The sequence below is a fragment of the Pseudomonas sp. S3_C06 genome (assembly GCF_054667675.1).
On sequence record NZ_CP162747.1, the window covers coordinates 2222457 to 2242126 of the forward strand.

Here is a 19670-nt window from a genome sequence, read left to right on the forward strand (position 1 = left end):
CACTCTCCCGGGCAAATCAGAATCTCCAGTCACACACCTGTGGGAGCGAGCCTGCTCGCGAAGGCGATGGTTCAGTCGACATCTCATCGACTGAACCGGCGCTTTCGCGAGCAGGCTCGCTCCCACACTGAATCTGTCAGCAACTCCTTAGAAATTGTAGTTGGCCGACAGGTAAGTCTGGGCGCTGCTGGTCAAATCCAGCGAGCCTTGCTTGCTGCCGCCGCGCTCGCTCATCTCGGTGCTGGCGTTGCTGCGCAGGTAACGGTAACCGAGTTCGACCGAAGTGTTTTGCGATACTTGTTGCAACACACCCAACTGACCACCGACGGCATAACCGATATCACTGTCGCGGCTAAAGCCTGGCGATTCCTGGGTCAGCTTGGTCAGACCCGCCGTCGCACCGCCGAACAACTTGGTGCTGCCGCCGACCGGGTAGAACAGATCGTAGCTGCCCAGCAGATTTTCCTGACGCAGTTTAATGCCATTGTGCGAGCCCGACACGTTGTCGTAAGTGGCGTAGTAGCGACCCTGGCTGTTTTGCTGACCGAGGCGCACGCCGTAGGTGTTGTTGCCGTCGATCGCGCCGGTGGCGTTCGGGTGATCGAGGTTGTTGTTCAGCGAATTGGATTTGTTGATCTTGTCGCTGGTCTGGCCGAAGGACAGGCCGGCGAAGTTCGAAGTGGTATCGGCCTGGGCCGCGATACTGGCGCTCATTACGGTCAATGCCAGCAACAGTTTGTTAAAAGTCATGGGTATTTCCTCTTTCACAGTGCTGTTTGGGTATGGCGCAAGGTTACTGACCCTCCCCTGTACCGCCCCTGAACCGTCTCTGAACCTGACCTGAACCAAATGAACTAGGCTGATCTGACCTTTTATTGTCAGGAGACCCGACCATGCGCCTGTTCCTTGCCCTCACCTTGCTGGCCGTCAGCAGCCTCACTCAGGCTGCGATCAAGACTGAAGAAATTCCCTACCAAAGTGCCGATGGCACAAAGTTGATCGGCTACTACGCCTATGACGACGCCATCAAAGGCAAGCGTCCGGGTGTCGTCGTGGTGCACGAATGGTGGGGCCTGAACGACTACGCCAAGCGCCGCGCCCGGGATCTCGCCGGGCTCGGCTACAGCGCCCTGGCCATTGATATGTACGGCGAAGGCAAGAACACCGAGCACCCGAAAGACGCGATGGCGTTCATGCAGGCGGCGACCCAGGATGCGGCGGCTTCCAGCAAGCGCTTCGAGGCCGGGCTGGATTTGTTGAAGAAGCAGCCGCAGACCGACGTGAATAAAATTGCCGCCATCGGTTACTGCTTCGGCGGTGCGGTGGTGCTGAACGCGGCGCGTCAGGGTGTGCCGCTGGCGGGCGTGGTGAGTTTCCACGGTGCGCTGGCGACGAAAACACCAGCAACGCCCGGCAGCGTGAAGGCGAAGATTCTGGTCGAGCATGGCGCGCTGGACAGCATGGTCACTCAGGACAATGTCACCGCGTTCAAGGCAGAAATGGACAAGGCCGGGGCTGACTACAAGTTCGTCAGTCTGGATGGCGCCAAGCACGGTTTTACCAATCCGGATGCCGATCGCCTGAGCCATGGCGAGCATGGTGGCCCGGACATCGGGTACAACAAGGCAGCGGATGAAAAATCCTGGGCGGACATGAAGGCATTCTTGCAGAAAATCTTTAGCTGATCAGAGAGACCGCGGCGCGGCCTTCGCGAGCAGGCTCGCTCCCACACTGGATCTATGCCGCCCAGTAGATCCCCTGTGGGAGCGAGCCTGCTCGCGAAAGCCGCACCGCCGATCTCGACCTTGGCCCGACTAACCGGCAAAATGCCCGCCATGAATCTCACCCCCGCCCTCCCCGCCTGCTGCACCGCGCTCGACAGCCACTGGCCGTTGCCGACGGTATTGGCCGACACTGTGCTGCTCAGCACCCACTTCGATCCTGCTCAACTGCTTGGCGATGATTTTCAACGCAGCGCCGTGGTTGCGCCGCCAAGCATTCAGCGTTCGGTGGCCAAGCGTCAGGCGGAATTTCTGGCCGGCCGGATCTGCGCCCGGGCGGCGTTGCAGCAACTGGAAGGCAGCGGCGTGGTTCCGGCGATTGGTGCAGATCGCGCGCCGATATGGCCCGCGCACATTTGCGGCTCGATCACCCACAGCAGCGGACGCGCGGCAGCGATTGTCGCCAACAAGCAACACTGGCGCGGTTTGGGCATGGACCTGGAAAACCTGCTCAATACCGAACGCGCCGAGCGCCTGGCGGGGGAGATTCTGACACCACCCGAAATGCAGCGCATGACGGCCGCCTCGCGAGATCAGTTGGCGTTGTGGGTGACGCTGACGTTTTCGGTGAAAGAAAGTCTGTTCAAAGCACTGTACCCGATCGTGCAACAGCGCTTTTATTTCGAGCACGCTGAAGTGCTGGAGTGGACTGAGGCCGGTGAAGTCCGGTTGCGGTTGTTGACGGATTTGTCTGCTGAGTGGCGCAACGGCACTGAACTGGACGCGCAGTTCGGGGTGCAGGATGGGCAGTTGTTGAGTCTGGTCAGCATTGAGGCCTGAAGATTTGTGTGGTGGGCACTGGCCCTATCGCGAGCAGGCTCACTCCTACAGGGGAACGCATTTCAACTGTAGGAGTGAGCCTGCTCGCGATGAGGCCAGACCCGACACCACACATCTCAACGGCGTTCCTGATTCCTCGGCCAACTCAGGCTGAAACAAGCCCCACCCAGACTCTTGCTCTTGCCAATAATCGCCCGGCCGTCATGCCAGTGGATGATCCGCCGCACAATCGACAAGCCCAGACCATGCCCGCCCGACGCCCGTGTGCGGCTGTCGTCCAGGCGCAGAAACGGCGTGAAAATCCGCTCCCACGCTACTTCCGGCACGCCCGGTCCGTCATCCTCGACATCCACGCGACAGCGCAATTGCCCGACCTGATAACTCACCGTCACCTTCGAGCGTGCGTGGCGCATGGCGTTGCTCACCAGATTCTGCAACGCCCGGTGCAGATAACGCGGCTCGGCCTCGACCCAGGCATCATCGTTATCGGCGGCGGAGAGGCACAAACCTCGCTGCACCGTGACCTCGGCGCGCAACGGCGCCAACTCTTCAATCACCTGATTGACCAATGCGTCCAGATCGATGCGCTGGAACGTCAGCGCCGGCGAGCCCTGCTCCAGGCGCGCGTAGGTGAGCATTTCATCGACCAGCTTATCGAGGTCTTCGATGTCGTGATCCATGCCTTCGCGGTATTTCTCCAGCGCTTGCGGGGTGGTCGCCGAGCCGATCATTTCCAGACCGAAACGCAGGCGCGCCACCGGTGTGCGCAATTCATGGGACACCGCGCGCACCAGTTCGCGCTGGATCGCCAGCAACTGTTGCAAGTGCTCGGCCATACCGTTGAACGCCGCCGCCAGACGTCCGACCGAGTCGGCACCGCGCGCCGGCACACGGGTTTCCAGGCTGCCCTTGGCAATGCGCGTGGCCGCTGCTTCGAGGCCGCGTAAACGGCGCTCGAGCTGACGCACCAACAGATAAACAATGAGGCCGATCAAGGTCAGGCCGAGCGCCGCAATCAGCACCAGCCATTCCGGCGGATACGGGTTCATCTGATACAACGGCCCGATCTCCAGCACCCACGGCGTGCCGACCATGCCGGCAAATACGCGGACCGAGTCGCCGCCCTTGCCCAATGCCATCACCGTGTCGCCTTCGGCCACGCGGCGACTCTGGTCTTCGTCCATGTCAGCGTCGTTCACCGTGACCAGGCGCAGATCGAAACCGAAGCCCTTCTCTTCCTTTATCTGTGCAAGGCGCTTGGGTTGTTCGCCGACCGGTACGCGCACCAGCTCATCGGCCAGCAGGTAAATGGTCGCGCGCGCCAGTTGCTCGCTGATCTGCTGCACTTCGCCGGTGAGAACCAACTGCTCTTTGTCGCTGACCATTCGATAGACTTTCGCCGCGTGCGGCCCGGTCTGCTCGACCAACGCCTGGCCACGCTGCACGCGAGTGCGCTGGGACAGATCAAGATCGGTTTCGGCAAACTTCTTCAGTGCCAGCGGAATCCCCAGCAAACGCTCCCACACCAGCAGCGCCCGATGGCGCTCGGTTTCGTTCATCGGTTGCAGGTTGCCGGCCATCAGCGAAAACGTGCCGTGGGCCAGGCGCTCGCGATATTGCTCGCTGCGCACGGTGTTGAGCAGATTCAGCGCCAGCACACCGAGTACCGCCACCAGAATCAGCGCTGCGCACATGCCGCCGTAGATGCGCAGGAAGATCGAGTTCACAGCGGCAGGTCTACGCAGGCTTCCGGGACGAACAGGTAACCTTTGCTGCGAATGGTCTTGATCAGCCGCGGGTGGTCCGGGTCGTCGCCGATTTTCGGGCGGATCCGCGAGATGCGCACATCGATCGAGCGGTCCTGGCCGTCGTAGCCGATGCCGCGCAGTGCGGTGAAGATTTCTTCGCGGGACAGAATGCGCCCGGCGTTGGACACCAGCAGCCAGAGCAGGTCGAATTCGGCGCTGGTCAGCTCGATGCCGTTGTCACTCAGCCACGCCTCGCGCAAGGCGTTGTCGACCACCAGCGGGCCGAACTGCAGACGGCGGGATTTTTCGGTGACCGGTTCAGGTGTGTCGCTACGGCGCAGTAACGCCTGGATTCGCGCCAGCAACAGGCGTGGGCGCACCGGTTTGCACACGTAATCGTCGGCACCGAGGTCGAGGCCCTGGATCTGATCGGCATCGTCGGTGCGTGCGGTGAGCATCAGGATCGGCCCGTCGTACTGATTGCGCACCTTGCGGCAAATGCTCAGGCCATCTTCACCGGGCAGCATCAGGTCGAGGATCACCAGGTCCGGCTGCTCCTTGATGATCCGCGCTGCGGCCAGCACACCGTTGCCTTCGATGTCCACGCGCAATCCATTGGCTTGCAGGTAGTCACGCGTCAGCTCGGCCAGTCGCTGGTCATCCTCGACGATCAATACCTGAAAGGCTTGTTGCTCCACCGGTGACCTCTGCTTTCTATTGTTATTAATAAAGGAAGAACATCTGACTCGACACAATTCCCTGTGGGAGCGAGCCTGCTCGCGAAAGCGTCGTATCACTCAACATCGATGCTGAACCTACCGACGCATTCGCGAGCAGGCTCGCTCCCACAGTTTTGGATCCTCCCGTCCTTTTGTCATGTTTCTGGAGGATAAGAATGCCTGTGCATGGGCCGATTGTATAAACGGCGTACAGCCAGAACACAAGTCGGTAAATGCGTTCGGACAAGGCGGTTTTTTGTGATAGGGTTCGCGCCCTTAAAAATCCGCTGAAGCGTTTTTCCCGGTGAAAAAACAGTGACGGACGGTCTAGCTCAGCAGGTTCGCGGCCTACACGCATTTTCGAAGTTTCTTACACAATTTACGCACAGGCTTATCCACAGGTAGTACGTTGCAATCCCCCCCTGAAACGCATTATCTTGTAGCCCGAGCGCAAAAAAACCCTACATGTAGGGTTTGACGCTAAAAAACCAAACACAAACCCGGCAGTGAATTCAAGGCTTTTTATTGCCATTGTCGGGTTGAACCAAACGTATTTTCGAAAGCCCAAACCGCGCCTGCGGATGGCTACCGTTTTTGCGCCGATCACGGCGTTTACGGTACGGGTGTTGCAGTGGCGAAACTGCTCCCCGAAAGGAATGCGGTGATACGCGTATCGCGTGAACCGAAGACTTCGGCATGGAAGCGGCGCTCACAAGGCCCTCTTCCTGAACTGTCCCGAAGTCGTTATGCCCGGCGCGTGCCGGTTGTAGTGCTTCAGGACGGAACGGTGGGCACCGTGATGGTGCCCAAACAAACATAGAGAACGTGGAGACACCCATGCAAACCGACACAACTCGCGAGAACCCGCAGGGCACCTTGCCGCAGGCCGCCGATTCGAATTCGGATCTGGCTGCTACCGCGCCTGGTCAACTGCGCGTGATCAAGCGCAATGGCACTGTCGTTCCTTACACCGATGACAAGATCACCGTCGCTATCACCAAAGCGTTCCTCGCAGTTGAAGGCGGCACCGCTGCCGCTTCGTCGCGAATCCATGACACCGTGGCCCGTCTGACCGAACAGGTCACCGCGACCTTCAAGCGTCGCATGCCGTCGGGCGGCACCATCCACATCGAAGAAATCCAGGACCAGGTCGAACTGGCCCTGATGCGTGCCGGTGAGCAGAAAGTTGCGCGCGACTACGTGATCTACCGTGACGGTCGTTCGAAAGAACGCGCTGCCCACGCGCCGGCCGAAGAAGCAGTCAACGCGCACCCGTCGATCCGCATCACCCGTGCCGACGGTAGCCTGGCGCCGCTGGACATGGGCCGTCTGAACACCATCGTCACCGAAGCGTGCGAAGGTCTGGAAGAAGTCGACGGCGACCTGATCCAGCGTGAAACCCTGAAAAACCTCTACGACGGCGTAGCCCTGACCGACGTCAACACCGCGCTGGTAATGACCGCGCGTACCCTGGTTGAGCGCGAGCCGAACTACTCGTTCGTGACCGCCCGCCTGCTGATGGACACCCTGCGTGCCGAAGGTCTGGGTTTCCTCGGTGTGGCCGAAAGCGCCACTCACCACGAAATGGTCGACCTGTACGCCAAGGCTCTGCCGGCCTACATCGCCAAAGGTATCGAGTTCGAACTGCTGAACCCTGTGCTGGCCACCTTCGACCTGGAAAAACTGGGCAAGGCGATCAACCACGAGCGTGATCAGCAATTCACCTACCTGGGCCTGCAAACCCTGTACGACCGTTACTTCATCCACAAGGATGGCGTGCGTTTCGAACTGCCGCAGATCTTCTTCATGCGCGTGGCCATGGGCCTGGCGATCGAAGAGAAGCAGAAAGAAGACCGTGCGATCGAGTTCTACAACCTGCTGTCGTCCTTCGACTACATGTCGTCGACCCCGACCCTGTTCAACGCCGGTACCCTGCGTCCACAGCTGTCGAGCTGCTACCTGACCACCGTGCCCGATGACCTGTCGGGCATCTACCACGCGATCCACGACAACGCCATGTTGTCGAAATTTGCTGGCGGTCTGGGCAACGACTGGACGCCGGTGCGTGCACTGGGTTCGTACATCAAGGGCACCAACGGCAAGTCGCAAGGCGTTGTTCCGTTCCTCAAAGTAGTGAACGACACCGCCGTTGCCGTTAACCAGGGTGGCAAGCGCAAAGGCGCTGTCTGTGCCTACCTGGAAACCTGGCACATGGACATCGAAGAGTTCATCGAACTGCGCAAGAACACCGGTGATGATCGTCGTCGTACCCACGACATGAACACAGCAAACTGGATCCCTGACCTGTTCATGAAGCGTGTCTTCGATGACGGCAAGTGGACCCTGTTCTCGCCATCCGAAGTGCCGGACCTGCACGACCTGACCGGTAAAGCCTTCGAAGAACGCTACGAGTACTACGAAGCGCTGACCGAATACCCAGGCAAGGTCAAACTGTTCAAGACCATCCAGGCCAAAGACCTGTGGCGCAAAATGCTCTCCATGCTGTTTGAAACCGGCCACCCTTGGCTGACTTTCAAAGACCCGTGCAACCTGCGCAGCCCGCAGCAGCACGTCGGCGTGGTTCACAGCTCGAACCTGTGCACCGAGATCACCTTGAACACCAACAAGGACGAGATCGCCGTTTGCAACCTGGGCTCGATCAACCTGCCGAACCACATCGTCAACGGCAAGCTGGACACCGCCAAGCTGGAACGCACCGTGAACACCGCCGTGCGCATGCTCGATAACGTGATCGACATCAACTACTACTCGGTGCCACAAGCGAAGAACTCCAACTTCAAGCACCGTCCGGTCGGTCTGGGCATCATGGGCTTCCAGGACGCTTTGTACCTGCAGCACATCCCTTACGGTTCCGACGCTGCCGTCGAGTTCGCCGACAAGTCGATGGAAGCTGTCAGCTACTACGCGATCCAGGCTTCCTGCGACCTGGCTGACGAGCGCGGCGCGTACGAGACGTTCCAGGGTTCGCTGTGGTCCAAAGGCATCCTGCCGCTGGATTCGCAACAGATCCTGATCGAGGCTCGTGGCCAGAAGTACATCGATGTCGACCTGAACGAATCCCTCGACTGGGCACCGGTTCGCGCCCGTGTACAGAAAGGCATTCGTAACTCGAACATCATGGCCATCGCACCGACCGCGACCATCGCCAACATCACTGGCGTATCGCAGTCGATCGAACCGACCTACCAGAACCTGTATGTGAAATCGAACCTGTCGGGCGAATTCACCGTGATCAACCCGTACCTGGTTCGCGACCTCAAGGCTCGCGGTCTGTGGGACTCGGTCATGATCAACGACCTGAAGTACTACGACGGTTCGGTTCAGCAGATCGAGCGCATCCCGCAAGAACTCAAAGAGCTCTACGCGACCGCGTTCGAAGTGGACACCAAGTGGATCGTTGACGCCGCCAGCCGTCGTCAGAAGTGGATCGACCAGGCCCAGTCGCTGAACCTGTACATCGCCGGCGCATCGGGCAAGAAGCTCGACGTGACCTACCGCATGGCCTGGTATCGTGGTCTGAAAACCACTTACTACCTCCGTGCCCTGGCCGCGACCAGCACCGAGAAGTCGACCATCAACACCGGCAAGCTGAACGCTGTTTCCAGCGGCGGCAACCACGGCGACGATTCGGTTCTGGCAGCACCTGCCGGTCCTGCTCCAGTGCCAAAGGCTTGCGCGATCGACGAGCCGGATTGCGAAGCTTGCCAATAAGCTGAGCTGAATCAGGCGTTGCGAGACGCCTGATACTCTCCGGGCAAAAGAACCCCCGACAGACTTCTGGTGTGTCGGGGGTTTTCTTTTGTCTGGAGTAAAAATCGAAGTAAAAAAAAACGGCGAAACCTGAATGCAGGCTTCGCCGTTTTTATTCGTACAACGGCTTTTGTCAGACCGCGAATGACTCGGTCATTGCCTGCCCTACGACAGGAATGGTGAAGGATTGACCGTTGTTGGTGTAGAACGTTTCGATGGTATTCCCGCCCTTGTACCAGTCCTTCAGGAACACACCGGAATCCAGGTTGCCGCTTTGCAGATCGGCGGCATTGAAGATGTAGGCGCCAAGGTCGTTCTGGACAATCCGCACATCACTGACACTCTGAATGTTCTTGAGGGTGACAGTGTCGATCCCGGATGTGCCTGTGTCCTGGATGCCTACCATGGTTTTCGAGAACACAATATAGGCGTCACCGCTCTCTCCGCCCAAGGCATCACCCGATCCGCGCAAGTTCAACGTATCAACACCTGCACCACCCTGGAGTTCATAGCCGTAACCGGTACCCGTCAAGGTATCGTTACCGTCACCACCATAGGCAATTCCTGCCGACACGGTGATGTTGTCGTTGCCAGATTCACCATAAAGAATGCTGCCGGCATCGTCATCGGCACTGCGCATGGTGTCATTGCCGTTACCACCGTAAAGCGTATCGGCCTGGACGCCGCTAATAGTCAGTGGTCCGAATGCACCGGTATCAGTGGCGGTGCCGCCATAGATAAAGTCATCCCCCTCACCACCATAGATGAGGTCGTTACCCGCCCCGCCCTCAAGCTTGTTCGAGTAGGCGTTGCCAGTCAGCATGTCATTGAATGCCGATCCCATCAGGTTATCGATGTTAATCAGCACGTCACCTTGAGCGTCGCCACCTGCGGCAGTGCCCTCCGGCAAATTGATCTGAACGCTGCCAGTGCTGGTCAAGTACCAGGCGCCATCACCTCGACCAACACCCGTCAGCAGATCGGCGCCAGCGCCACCGACAAAATTCTCCGCCGCAGCGCCACTGCCCGTAAAGCTGTCGGCCTGTGTCGTACCCTGGAATACTTCGATCGACGTATAGATATCGCCGGCGGCCGCGCCAGTCAAAACAGGTGCGCCCAGATCCAGGGTGACACCGCCAGCTTCGTCGGCAAAGCTCACCATATCCATACCGAAACCACCGTCGAATCGGTTGATGCCCGCATCCCCGACAAACGCATCACTGAAGTCAGAACCCAAGATCGCTTCGATACTGCTGTAAACATCGCCGGCGGCAATTCCGGTGTGTATCCCGGTTTTGGTATTGAGGGTCACGCCCTTGTCGGCATCGCCATAACTGACCGTATCAAAACCCTCTCCACCGATGAGTTGGTCTGCTCCTGCGCCACCGAACAACGTGTCATTGCCAGCCCCACCCGTGATGATGTTGTCCGAGGCATTGCCACGAGCATTGAAGTTGCCGGTACCGGTGAAAGTCAGACGCTCGACTTCACTGGCCAAGGTGATGGTGTTCAGTGTGGTGCGCACTTCGTCATCACCGCCGCCGGCCATTTCCAACACGTTCTGGCTGGCCGAACCGTTGATGATGTACACGTCGTTGCCGGCACCGCCGTAGAAGGTCGTGGTGCCCAGCGAGGCGGTGAATACGTCGTTGTAGTTCGAGCCAATAATGGTTTCGAAATCCGAGAACGTGTCACCTTGCGCGTCGCCACCCAGACCGGTGCCCACACGCGCGGCGGTCATGGTGATGTTGACGCCTTGCTCCGACTGCGCGTAGCTCAGCCGGTCGTTACCGTTGTAACCATCAAGGTTGTCGGCAGCAGCGCTGGCATAGAACGTATCGTCATAATTTGAACCACGGAAACTCTCGATCCCGACAAAGGTATCGCCCGCTGCATACCCGGTATGCACACCGGTTTTCAGGTTCAGGGACACCGCCACGCTGTTGGGTACGTCTTCATAGCTGACGATATCGAAACCTGCGCCGCCAATCAGTTGGTCGGCACCTGCGCCTCCCATCAGGATGTCATTGCCGGCACCGCCGGTAATAACGTTGTCAGAGGCATTGCCACGAGCATTGAAGTTGCCGGTACCGGTGAAAGTCAGACGCTCGACTTCACTGGCCAAGGTGATGGTGTTCAGTGTGGTGCGCACTTCGTCATCACCGCCGCCGGCCATTTCCAACACGTTCTGGCTGGCCGAACCGTTGATGATGTACACGTCGTTGCCGGCACCGCCGTAGAAGGTCGTGGTGCCCAGCGAGGCGGTGAATACGTCGTTGTAGTTCGAGCCAATAATGGTTTCGAAATCCGAGAACGTGTCACCTTGCGCGTCGCCGCCCAGACCGGTGCCCACGCGCGCGGCGGTCATGGTGATGTTGACGCCTTGCTCCGACTGCGCGTAGCTCAGTCGGTCGTTACCGTTGTAACCATCAAGGTTGTCGGCAGCAGCGCTGGCATAGAACGTATCGTCATAATTTGAACCACGGAAACTCTCAATCCCGACAAAGGTATCGCCCGCTGCATACCCGGTATGCACACCGGTTTTCAGGTTCAGGGACACCGCCACGCTGTTGGGTACGTCTTCATAGCTGACGATATCGAAACCTGCGCCGCCAATCAGTTGGTCGGCACCTGCGCCTCCCATCAGGATGTCATTGCCGGTACCGCCGGTAATAACGTTGTCCGAGGCATTGCCACGAGCATTGAAGTTGCCGGTACCGGTGAAAGTCAGACGCTCGACTTCACTGGCCAAGGTGATGGTGTTCAGTGTGGTGCGCACTTCGTCATCACCGCCGCCGGCCATTTCCAACACGTTCTGGCTGGCCGAACCGTTGATGATGTACACGTCGTTGCCGGCACCGCCGTAGAAGGTCGTGGTGCCCAGCGAGGCGGTGAATACGTCGTTGTAGTTCGAGCCAATAATGGTTTCGAAATCCGAGAACGTGTCACCTTGCGCGTCGCCGCCCAGACCGGTGCCCACGCGCGCGGCGGTCATGGTGATGTTGACGCCTTGCTCCGACTGCGCGTAGCTCAGTCGGTCGTTACCGTTGTAACCATCAAGGTTGTCGGCAGCAGCGCTGGCATAGAACGTATCGTCATAATTTGAACCACGGAAACTCTCGATCCCGACAAAGGTATCGCCCGCTGCATACCCGGTATGCACACCGGTTTTCAGGTTCAGGGACACCGCCACGCTGTTGGGTACGTCTTCATAGCTGACGATATCGAAACCTGCGCCGCCAATCAGTTGGTCGGCACCTGCGCCTCCCATCAGGATGTCATTGCCGGCACCGCCGGTAATAACGTTGTCAGAGGCATTGCCACGAGCATTGAAGTTGCCGGTACCGGTGAAAGTCAGACGCTCGACTTCACTGGCCAAGGTGATGGTGTTCAGTGTGGTGCGCACTTCGTCATCACCGCCGCCGGCCATTTCCAACACGTTCTGGCTGGCCGAACCGTTGATGATGTACACGTCGTTGCCGGCACCGCCGTAGAAGGTCGTGGTGCCCAGCGAGGCGGTGAATACGTCGTTGTAGTTCGAGCCAATAATGGTTTCGAAATCCGAGAACGTGTCACCTTGCGCGTCGCCACCCAGACCGGTGCCCACACGCGCGGCGGTCATGGTGATGTTGACGCCTTGCTCCGACTGCGCGTAGCTCAGCCGGTCGTTACCGTTGTAACCATCAAGGTTGTCGGCAGCAGCGCTGGCATAGAACGTATCGTCATAATTTGAACCACGGAAACTCTCAATCCCGACAAAGGTATCGCCCGCTGCATACCCGGTATGCACACCGGTTTTCAGGTTCAGGGACACCGCCACGCTGTTGGGTACGTCTTCATAGCTGACGGTGTCGAAGCCGGCACCGCCAATCAGTTGATCGGCGCCATCGCCGCCGATCAACAGATCATTACCTGCCCCACCATTCAAGACATCATTGCCCGCCAAACCGCGTATCTGATCATCGCCCGCAGTACCGAGCAGATTATCGGCACCAGCGGTCCCGTTGATTATCGCCATTACATCGTCCTTGTGTTTTTGTGTTGGAAACTACGGTTGAAAAACCAGGTAGAAGCTTCCTGACTTCCATATCGCCATCCAGTGTCATGGCCCAATGAAGCAGGTCGTGCGAAGTTTTGACGCCAAGGTCCTTTGCCAGGCAGGACTGCAACTTCCACACCATAAATTCAGACAAACGGTTAATTGGTGAATGTAAATTTAGTGACACGCATAAAAAAACCGACGCTCAAGGCGTCGGTTTTCAATGCAGCTATCAGATCACATCAAGTCATCTGAATGATGGTCTGCATGATGGTGCTCTGAGTGGAGATGGTCTTGGCGTTCGCCTGATAGTTGCTCTGGCCCTTGATCAGGTCTACCAACTCGTTGGTCAGGTTAACGTTCGACTCTTCCAGCGAGTTGGAAACAACCGAACCCAAGGTACCGGTTTCCGGTGCATCGTAGCCCGGGATACCCGAAGCAAACGTCTCTTTCCAGCTGGTGCCACCGATAGCCTGCAGGCCTTGTTCGTTGGTGAAGCTGGCCAGTGCAACCTGGCCGATGGCCTTGCTCTGGTTGTTGCTGAAGTTGGCGAACAAGGTACCGGTGCCGTCGATGGTCAGGTTGGTGATCTGGCCAGTTGCATAACCGTCCTGAGTCGGGATTGAACGCGCGGTGTCAGCGTTGTACTGAGTGGTCTTGGCCATCGAAATGGTAATACCGGCCGGGTTGGCCGATGCGCCGTTAGGCGTAAAGGTGCCGTTGACCACTTTGCCCGGTACCCAACCGGTCAGTTTCAAGTCGCTACTGATGATCGGGTTCGGCGCCGGAGCCGGTAACGTGCTAGGCGTGCTGACCTGCAGCAGGTTGCCGGAACTGTCAAACGTAAGCGTCGAAGCAACCGGATCGACCTTGGTTGGATCGCTACCGGCTGCATCCGGGTTACGGCCATCGACCAGGGTGTACACCTTCCAGGTGTTCTCGCCAGTTTTAACCACGTACTGGTCCATAACATGCGAGTTGCCCTGCGTGTCATAGATCGGAGTGCTAAAGCTCTTCGTGTACGTCTCAAGCTTGCTTGGGTCGAACTTGACGGCGTTGGTGCCGGTATCAACGATCACCGACGCAGTCGAGTTCAAGTTGATGCTCGACGTCACCAACGAAGTCGATTTCGGCGCCAGGTTCGACGTATCGATCTTCAGATCGGTCAATACACCGTTGATGATCTTGCCGTTGGCGTCCACACCGTAACCCTGCAGGCGCGAGGTGTAATCGGTGTTGGTGATGTAACCGGCGTTGTCGACCTTGAACGTACCGGCACGGGTGTAGGACACCGAGCCGTTGTTGCTCATGGTGAAGAAGCCCGAACCGTTGATGCCCATGTCCAGCACGTTACCGGTGTTGTTGATGTCACCCTGGGTGAACTGCTGGGAAACGTTGGCCAGGCGCACGCCGTTGCCGATCACTTTGCTGCCGCTGCCCAGGCGAGTGGCCGAGTAGACGTCTTCGAATTCTGCACGGGACGATTTGAAACCGGCAGTCGCGACGTTGGCGATGTTGTTGCCGGTCACGTCCAGTTGTTTGTTGGCTGCATAGAGACCGCTAAGGCCGATATTGAAAGACATATTCCACTCCTTTGTGCCGGTTAGTCGGCTCTATATACCAATGGTTTGTACTTTGGACAGGGCAACGGTGCCCTTGCCGGACAGGTTGAGCATCAGCTCGCCGCCGGTCTGGCTGATCGTCACGCTGGTGACGGTGGCCGGCAGGTACGTCGCCATGTCGGTCGAGGTACCATTGATCGATGCGTTGGCCTTGACGGTATAGGTACCGGTCTTGACCAGATTGCCGTCCTTGTCCTTGCCGTCCCAAGTGAAGCTCGCGGCGCCTGCGGCGCGACTGCCCAGATCGATGGTGCGAACCACCGCGCCGCTGCTGTCGGTAATGCTCACGGTGCCGCCGGCGATCGACGACGGAACGGTGACCGAACCGGTCATGCCTTTGCTCGGATCGTCGAGCTGAACCGAGTTGGTCTGCACGATCACATTGCGACCCACCAGCGACGAAGCCTGCAAGGCTTGCGAGGAGTTGTAGTTGCCGGCCAGCGAACTGACCGTGCTGTTCAGCGTGGTGATGCCTTCCAGGCTACTGAACTGGGCCAACTGGGCAACGAATGCGCTGTTGTCCTGCGGATCGAGCGGGTTCTGGTTTTTCAGCTGGGTGACCAGCAATTGCAGGAACGCGTCCTTGCCCAGGGCCTGGCCGCCGGTGGCGCTGTTAGTGGCCGAAGCAATGCCACCGGCGGTCGAACTGGTCTTTTTCGACGAGTTCGACAGGATGTCATTCATGCTCAAGCTGCTGGTGGTATCGGAAACACTCATGGCCGTCGCCCCTTATTACTGACCGAGGGTCAGTACCTTCTGCATCATGGTTTTGGCGGTGTTCATCATTTCGGCGTTGGTCTGGAAGGACCGGCTCGCGGAAATCATGTCAGCCATTTCTTCCACCACGTTGACGTTCGGGTAGTAGACGTAGCCTTTGGCGTCGGCCGCCGGATGATTCGGCTCGTAGCGCGCTTCGAGGTTGCTCTGGTCTTCGACCACGCCGAGCACCTGTACGCCTTGACCGGCTGCGTCCTGGCTCTGGAACAGCGAGTTGCTGCCACTGTTCTGGCCGCCCTGGAACATGGTGGCGAATACCGGGTGACGGGCGCGGTAGGTCTGGTCGATGCTCGAGGAGACGGTCTCGGCGTTGGCGATGTTCGACGCCACGGTGTTCAGACGCGTGGTCTGTGCGCTCATGCCGCTGCCGGCAATGTTGAAAACGCTGGACAGGGACATGGATTACTCTCCGCGCAGGGCTGACACCAGCCCTTTGAATTTGCTGTTGAGCAGGGTGAAGCTGGCCTGGAAGCCGACGGCGTTTTCCGCGTAGTTCGACTGTTCCAGTTGGGCGTCCACGGTGTTCTGGTCGATCGAAGGTTGCATCGGCGTGCGATACATCAGCGATTCGTCGCCGTTGCCAAGGCCTTCAGCTTCGATGTGACGGCTGTTGGTCATGTTCAGGGCGATGGTGCCGTTAGCGTTTTTCTGGGTCTGTGCTTCAAGCACTTTGGAGAACTCCAGATCCCGCGCCTTGTAGTTCGGGGTATCGGCGTTGGCGATGTTGTTGGCCAGCACTTCGGCACGCTGGGCGCGGAAGCCCAATGCCTTTTCGTGAATGCCGAGCGCTTTATCGAAGCTGATGCTCATGTCGGGAACCTTCAGGTGACCGGTTTTTCGTAACTGAGCTTTAGCAAGCGCCGTGCCAAACTACAAAACCCCCATAAACCGCGGCTTTGCGGGGAGTCGGCAAAGCGGCAATGCCAGAAAAGCGGCAACCGGTTTCCGCCGGATGCCGCTTTTCTGCCGCTTCTTCCTGTTAACACCTCCCCCTGTAATTGTATGGACTCGCCCAAGCCGAGGCGTCTGTGCGCCACGGTGGCATTCTTATAGAAGCCAACGACAGCGAGGGCGAGGCCATGAAAAAGCATACGACGAATAATCAGTCTTTGTCAGCCGACGTGTCGGCATGCTCCACAGTCGCAGTGGATCTTGCCAAAAGGGTTTTCCAGGTGGCAGGGGAAGATGCCCTCGGCCTGCTGATATTCGAGGAGAGAATCAAGTCACGCGAAGCCTTTCAGGTATTTCTCCGTGAGCTTCCTCCGAGCGTGACGGTGTTGGTGGAAACCGGGCCCGGTGCTCAAGCATGGGCGCGGTTGCTGCAAATGCAGGGTAATCCCGTTCGCATCCTGCCCGCTCAACTGGTCGCCAGCCACCGCAGCGGCCCGAAAAATGATCGCAACGATGCTTTGGCTATCTTGCGTGCCGGCCGCGACTGCAAAATCTCGGCGGTGCCGATCAAGAGCGCGGCCGCGATGGCGATGCAGGCTCTACACCGGGCGCGTCAGGGATATGTGCGGCGGCGCACTGCGGTCGGCAATCAAATGCGCGGTTTACTGCTCGAACATGGAGTGGCCATGGCACAGGGCGAAATTGCGATCAGCCAGCTGGTGCCTCGAATACTGGAAGATGCCACCCAACCGCTGCCTGATTTGTTGCGTGAACTGATTGCTGAATTGCTGGGCGAATGGAGTCAATTGGGCGATCGCGTCAACGTGCTGACCGGCCGGCTGGAAATGGCAGCGAAAGAAGACGAGACGGCGAAGCGGCTGATGACGGTGCGCGGTGTTGGCCCGATCATCGCCACGGCGCTGATCGCCAAGCAGACCGAGCCTGAACGGTTCGCCAACGCTCGCTTGTTCGCCGCCTATTTCGGGTTGGTGCCCAGCCAGCACAGTTCTGGCGAGAAGACCCGACTGGGCAAGATGAGCAAGCATGGTGATGCGTATTTGCGCAGTCTGACGATCCAGGGCGCTCATGCTGTTTTAAGGCAACTGCGGCCTGATTCACAGCAGCCGGACGATCAGCGGCTGCAACGCTGGATCAACCGCTTGGGTCGCAAGGAAGCTGCGGTGCGATTGGCTAATCGCAACCTTCGGATTTTGTGGGTGCTGCTGCAAAACGATCAAACATATCGTCGCCAGCCGGGCAACGGCCAGGAGGCGACGATGAGTCACTGATAAAAGAGTTCTGCCACCGAGGCGCTAAGCCGCTTCAACCCCTGCTAAGAACATTGACCCCAGGTCAGACCGTCGCGAATTGATGCCTGAGCTCCTACTGGCCCTTGAGGCCTTACTGTAATCGGCATATCGCGAGCTTACCCAATGTTGGCCAGAAGCCGGTTAACGCTTCCTCGAATAGGCCTTATACATAGATGCAACCGGGTAGCAGTGTTCAAAAGCGGGTTGAATGGTGGGGCGAGTCCATACATAGGAGCTGCCGAAGGCTGCGATCTTTTGATCTTGTTCTTAAAAAATAAAATCAAAAGATCGCAGCCTTCGGCAGCTCCTACGTGAAGCATGCGGCAAAAAAAAGGAGCCCCTGTGGGCTCCCTTTTATTTCCGCATGCTTCACTTCGCCTGGTAAATGATCCCCGGGCTGCACTGCACCATCTGGTAATGGTCCGGCAAACCGTTCAACGCTTCGGAAGCGCCAAGGAACAGATAACCGCCCGGCTTCAACGTGCTGTGAATGCGCAACAGGATGTCTTTCTTCACTTCGGCAGAGAAGTAGATCAACACGTTGCGGCAGAACACGATGTCGAACTTGCCTAGCGCGGCATAGCTGTCGAGCAGGTTGAACGAGCGAAACTCCACGCGGTTCTTGATCGGTGCCTTGATCACCCAGCGCCCCGGCCCTTTCGGGTCGAAGTAACGCTGCAGACGTTCCGGCGACAAACCGCGACCGATTGCCAGACTGTCGTACTCGCCGGTCTTGCAGTTGGTCAGCATAAGACCGGACAGGTCGGTGGCGACAATCTGCACGCCCATCTTCAACTGGCCAAGATTCGTGCGCTCGAACTCATCGATCGACATCGACAGCGAGTACGGTTCCTGGCCCGACGAGCAGGCGGCCGACCAGATCCGCAGACGCTGGTTGGGGCTGGCCTTGATCGCTTCAGGCAGCACCTTGTTCTTCAAGACTTCAAACGGATAGGTGTCACGAAACCACAGGGTTTCGTTAGTCGTCATGGCATCGACCACCTGCTCGCGCAAACCGCTGCGCGGCTGGGTCTGGATGCGCTGAACCAGCTCACCCAGGGACTTGATGCCTTGCTGCTCCATCAGTTTGTTGAGACGGCTCGAGACCAGGTACTGCTTGTTTTCACCGAGCAAAATGCCACAGGCTTTTTCCAGGAAGACCCGGAACTGTTCGAAATCCAAATTACCCGTAGACAATGATGCCGCCTCTTAAATCGTGTTGACCGCCAAGGGCAAAGCGCCCTCAGCTGATATCTGCTGCTTTGATCCGGTCGACTACCCGGGATGCCAGGTCATCAGGGCGGAACTTGGCCAGGAAGTCATCAGCACCGACTTTCTTGACCATCGCCTGATTGAATACCCCGGACAACGAAGTATGCAGGATGATATGAAGCTTTTGCATGCGTGCGTCGCCGCGGATTTCCGCCGTCAGGGTGTACCCGTCCATCTCCGGCATCTCGATGTCGGAAATCATCATCAGGAACTCTTCTTCCGGCTTCTTGCCCTCGTCGACCAGCTTGCGCAGGTAATCCAGCGCCTGTTTGCCGTCGTTCAGCGCCACCACTTCGACACCGATCGTCTGCAGACAACGCGTGACCTGCTTGCGCGCCACCGATGAGTCATCGACCGTCAAGACACGCAAAGACAGTGCCTTGGTCTGGGTCTCGACATCGACCACGCCCACCGAAATCGCTTCCGGTGTCGGCGCAACTTCCGCCAGCACTTTCTCGACGTCGATGATTTCGACTAACTGATTGTCCACCCGAGTCACAGCGGTCAGGTAATGATCGCGACCCGTGCCCTTGGGCGGCGGATGAATCTCTTCCCAGTTCATGTTGACGATGCGCTCCACCGAGCGGACCAGGAAACCCTGGGTCTTGGTGTTGTACTCCGTGATGATCACGAACGGGTTGTTCTTGTCCTTCAACGCTCCGGAACCGGTGGCCATTGCCAGATCAAGGATCGGAATGGTCGCCCCCCGGATATTTGCCACCCCGCACACGACAGGACTGGACTTGGGCATCAACGTCAGCGACGGGCACTGCAACACTTCCCGCACCTTGAACACGTTGATTCCATAGAGCTGCTGACCGTCAAGACGGAACAACAACAACTCCAGGCGATTCTGCCCCACCAGTTGCGTGCGCTGGTTCACCGAATCCATTACACCAGCCATGCCCAGACTCCTACACCAACGCCAAGTGTTGTTGCGACGCACATTCATTGCTAAAC

At 58.3% G+C, this 19670-nt stretch carries 14 protein-coding genes; 4 read left to right on the top strand and 10 right to left on the bottom strand.

The genetic code is table 11. From position 1 onward, the window contains the following. Positions 1-147 precede the first annotated feature (147 nt). Entirely contained in the window at positions 148-750 is a 603-nt protein-coding gene (locus AB4N44_RS09725) for an outer membrane beta-barrel protein (RefSeq protein WP_127929408.1), read from the bottom strand. 143 nt (positions 751-893) lie between these two features. Here AB4N44_RS09725 and AB4N44_RS09730 point away from each other — a divergent pair, with 143 nt between their 5' ends. Together AB4N44_RS09730 and AB4N44_RS09735 are read left to right on the top strand one after the other, a co-directional pair. Further along, positions 894-1685, top strand: a complete 792-nt coding sequence (locus tag AB4N44_RS09730; protein ID WP_460109121.1) for a dienelactone hydrolase family protein — start codon at positions 894-896, stop codon at positions 1683-1685. Positions 1686-1835: 150 nt separating this feature from the next. Beyond that, a complete protein-coding gene (locus tag AB4N44_RS09735) occupies positions 1836-2561 on the top strand; it encodes a 4'-phosphopantetheinyl transferase family protein (RefSeq protein WP_460109120.1) in 726 nt (241 codons plus the stop codon). Between the two features lie 116 nt (positions 2562-2677). Here the strand turns inward: AB4N44_RS09735 and AB4N44_RS09740 are convergent, their stop codons facing one another. Together AB4N44_RS09740 and AB4N44_RS09745 are read right to left on the bottom strand one after the other, a co-directional pair. Further along, a complete protein-coding gene (locus AB4N44_RS09740; RefSeq protein ID WP_460109119.1) occupies positions 2678-4288 on the bottom strand; it encodes an ATP-binding protein in 1611 nt (536 codons plus the stop codon). Continuing rightward, the gene (locus AB4N44_RS09745; RefSeq protein WP_460109116.1) at positions 4285-5007 is read right to left on the bottom strand and encodes a response regulator; all 723 of its coding nucleotides are present in this window, start codon (positions 5005-5007) and stop codon (positions 4285-4287) included. Before AB4N44_RS09745 ends, AB4N44_RS09740 begins: the two co-directional genes overlap by 4 nt. Positions 5008-5865: 858 nt before the next feature. Here AB4N44_RS09745 and AB4N44_RS09750 point away from each other — a divergent pair. Next, a complete protein-coding gene (locus AB4N44_RS09750) occupies positions 5866-8760 on the top strand; it encodes a ribonucleoside-diphosphate reductase subunit alpha (protein WP_127929413.1) in 2895 nt (964 codons plus the stop codon). Between the two features lie 172 nt (positions 8761-8932). Here the strand turns inward: AB4N44_RS09750 and AB4N44_RS09755 are convergent, their stop codons facing one another. From AB4N44_RS09755 to flgB, 5 genes are all read right to left on the bottom strand, one after another. Next, positions 8933-12817 carry a beta strand repeat-containing protein gene (locus AB4N44_RS09755; RefSeq protein ID WP_460109113.1) on the bottom strand — a complete coding sequence of 1295 codons (3885 nt, stop codon included), beginning with the start codon at positions 12815-12817 and terminating at the stop codon, positions 8933-8935. Between the two features lie 263 nt (positions 12818-13080). Continuing rightward, entirely contained in the window at positions 13081-14421 is a 1341-nt protein-coding gene (gene flgE, locus AB4N44_RS09760) for a flagellar hook protein FlgE (RefSeq protein ID WP_127929415.1), read from the bottom strand. A 30-nt stretch (positions 14422-14451) separates the two neighbouring features. Further along, entirely contained in the window at positions 14452-15177 is a 726-nt protein-coding gene (flgD, locus tag AB4N44_RS09765) for a flagellar hook assembly protein FlgD (protein WP_127929416.1), read from the bottom strand. Between the two features lie 15 nt (positions 15178-15192). After that, the gene (gene flgC / locus AB4N44_RS09770) at positions 15193-15636 is read right to left on the bottom strand and encodes a flagellar basal body rod protein FlgC (RefSeq protein ID WP_003227217.1); all 444 of its coding nucleotides are present in this window, start codon (positions 15634-15636) and stop codon (positions 15193-15195) included. Between the two features lie 3 nt (positions 15637-15639). Next, entirely contained in the window at positions 15640-16047 is a 408-nt protein-coding gene (gene flgB, locus AB4N44_RS09775) for a flagellar basal body rod protein FlgB (RefSeq protein WP_150651058.1), read from the bottom strand. A 311-nt stretch (positions 16048-16358) separates the two neighbouring features. On the opposite strand from flgB, the gene AB4N44_RS09780 reads away from it, so the two are divergent. Continuing rightward, positions 16359-17417: an IS110 family RNA-guided transposase gene (locus tag AB4N44_RS09780; protein WP_150774724.1), complete on the top strand. Its 1059-nt coding sequence runs from the start codon at positions 16359-16361 to the stop codon at positions 17415-17417. A gap of 390 nt (positions 17418-17807) precedes the next feature. On the opposite strand, the gene cheR is transcribed toward AB4N44_RS09780, so the two are convergent. Together cheR and AB4N44_RS09790 are read right to left on the bottom strand one after the other, a co-directional pair. After that, positions 17808-18635 (bottom strand): protein-glutamate O-methyltransferase CheR, encoded by an 828-nt coding sequence (gene cheR, locus AB4N44_RS09785; RefSeq protein ID WP_016983976.1) that lies wholly within the window; start codon positions 18633-18635, stop codon positions 17808-17810. Between the two features lie 46 nt (positions 18636-18681). Continuing rightward, positions 18682-19614: a chemotaxis protein CheV gene (locus AB4N44_RS09790; protein ID WP_007917585.1), complete on the bottom strand. Its 933-nt coding sequence runs from the start codon at positions 19612-19614 to the stop codon at positions 18682-18684. Between the last annotated feature and the right edge of the window lie 56 nt (positions 19615-19670).

Excerpts from the sequence above, each read along its gene's own strand:
- AB4N44_RS09725 (WP_127929408.1), bottom strand. The coding sequence starts at position 750 with ATGACTTTTAACAAACTGTTGCTGGCATTGACCGTAATGAGCGCCAGT.
- AB4N44_RS09730 (WP_460109121.1), top strand. The coding sequence starts at position 894 with ATGCGCCTGTTCCTTGCCCTCACCTTGCTGGCCGTCAGCAGCCTCACT.
- AB4N44_RS09735 (WP_460109120.1), top strand. The coding sequence starts at position 1,836 with ATGAATCTCACCCCCGCCCTCCCCGCCTGCTGCACCGCGCTCGACAGC.
- AB4N44_RS09750 (WP_127929413.1), top strand. The coding sequence starts at position 5,866 with ATGCAAACCGACACAACTCGCGAGAACCCGCAGGGCACCTTGCCGCAG.
- AB4N44_RS09755 (WP_460109113.1), bottom strand. The coding sequence starts at position 12,817 with ATGGCGATAATCAACGGGACCGCTGGTGCCGATAATCTGCTCGGTACT.
- flgE (WP_127929415.1), bottom strand. The coding sequence starts at position 14,421 with ATGTCTTTCAATATCGGCCTTAGCGGTCTCTATGCAGCCAACAAACAA.
- flgD (WP_127929416.1), bottom strand. The coding sequence starts at position 15,177 with ATGAGTGTTTCCGATACCACCAGCAGCTTGAGCATGAATGACATCCTG.
- flgC (WP_003227217.1), bottom strand. The coding sequence starts at position 15,636 with ATGTCCCTGTCCAGCGTTTTCAACATTGCCGGCAGCGGCATGAGCGCA.
- flgB (WP_150651058.1), bottom strand. The coding sequence starts at position 16,047 with ATGAGCATCAGCTTCGATAAAGCGCTCGGCATTCACGAAAAGGCATTG.
- AB4N44_RS09790 (WP_007917585.1), bottom strand. The coding sequence starts at position 19,614 with ATGGCTGGTGTAATGGATTCGGTGAACCAGCGCACGCAACTGGTGGGG.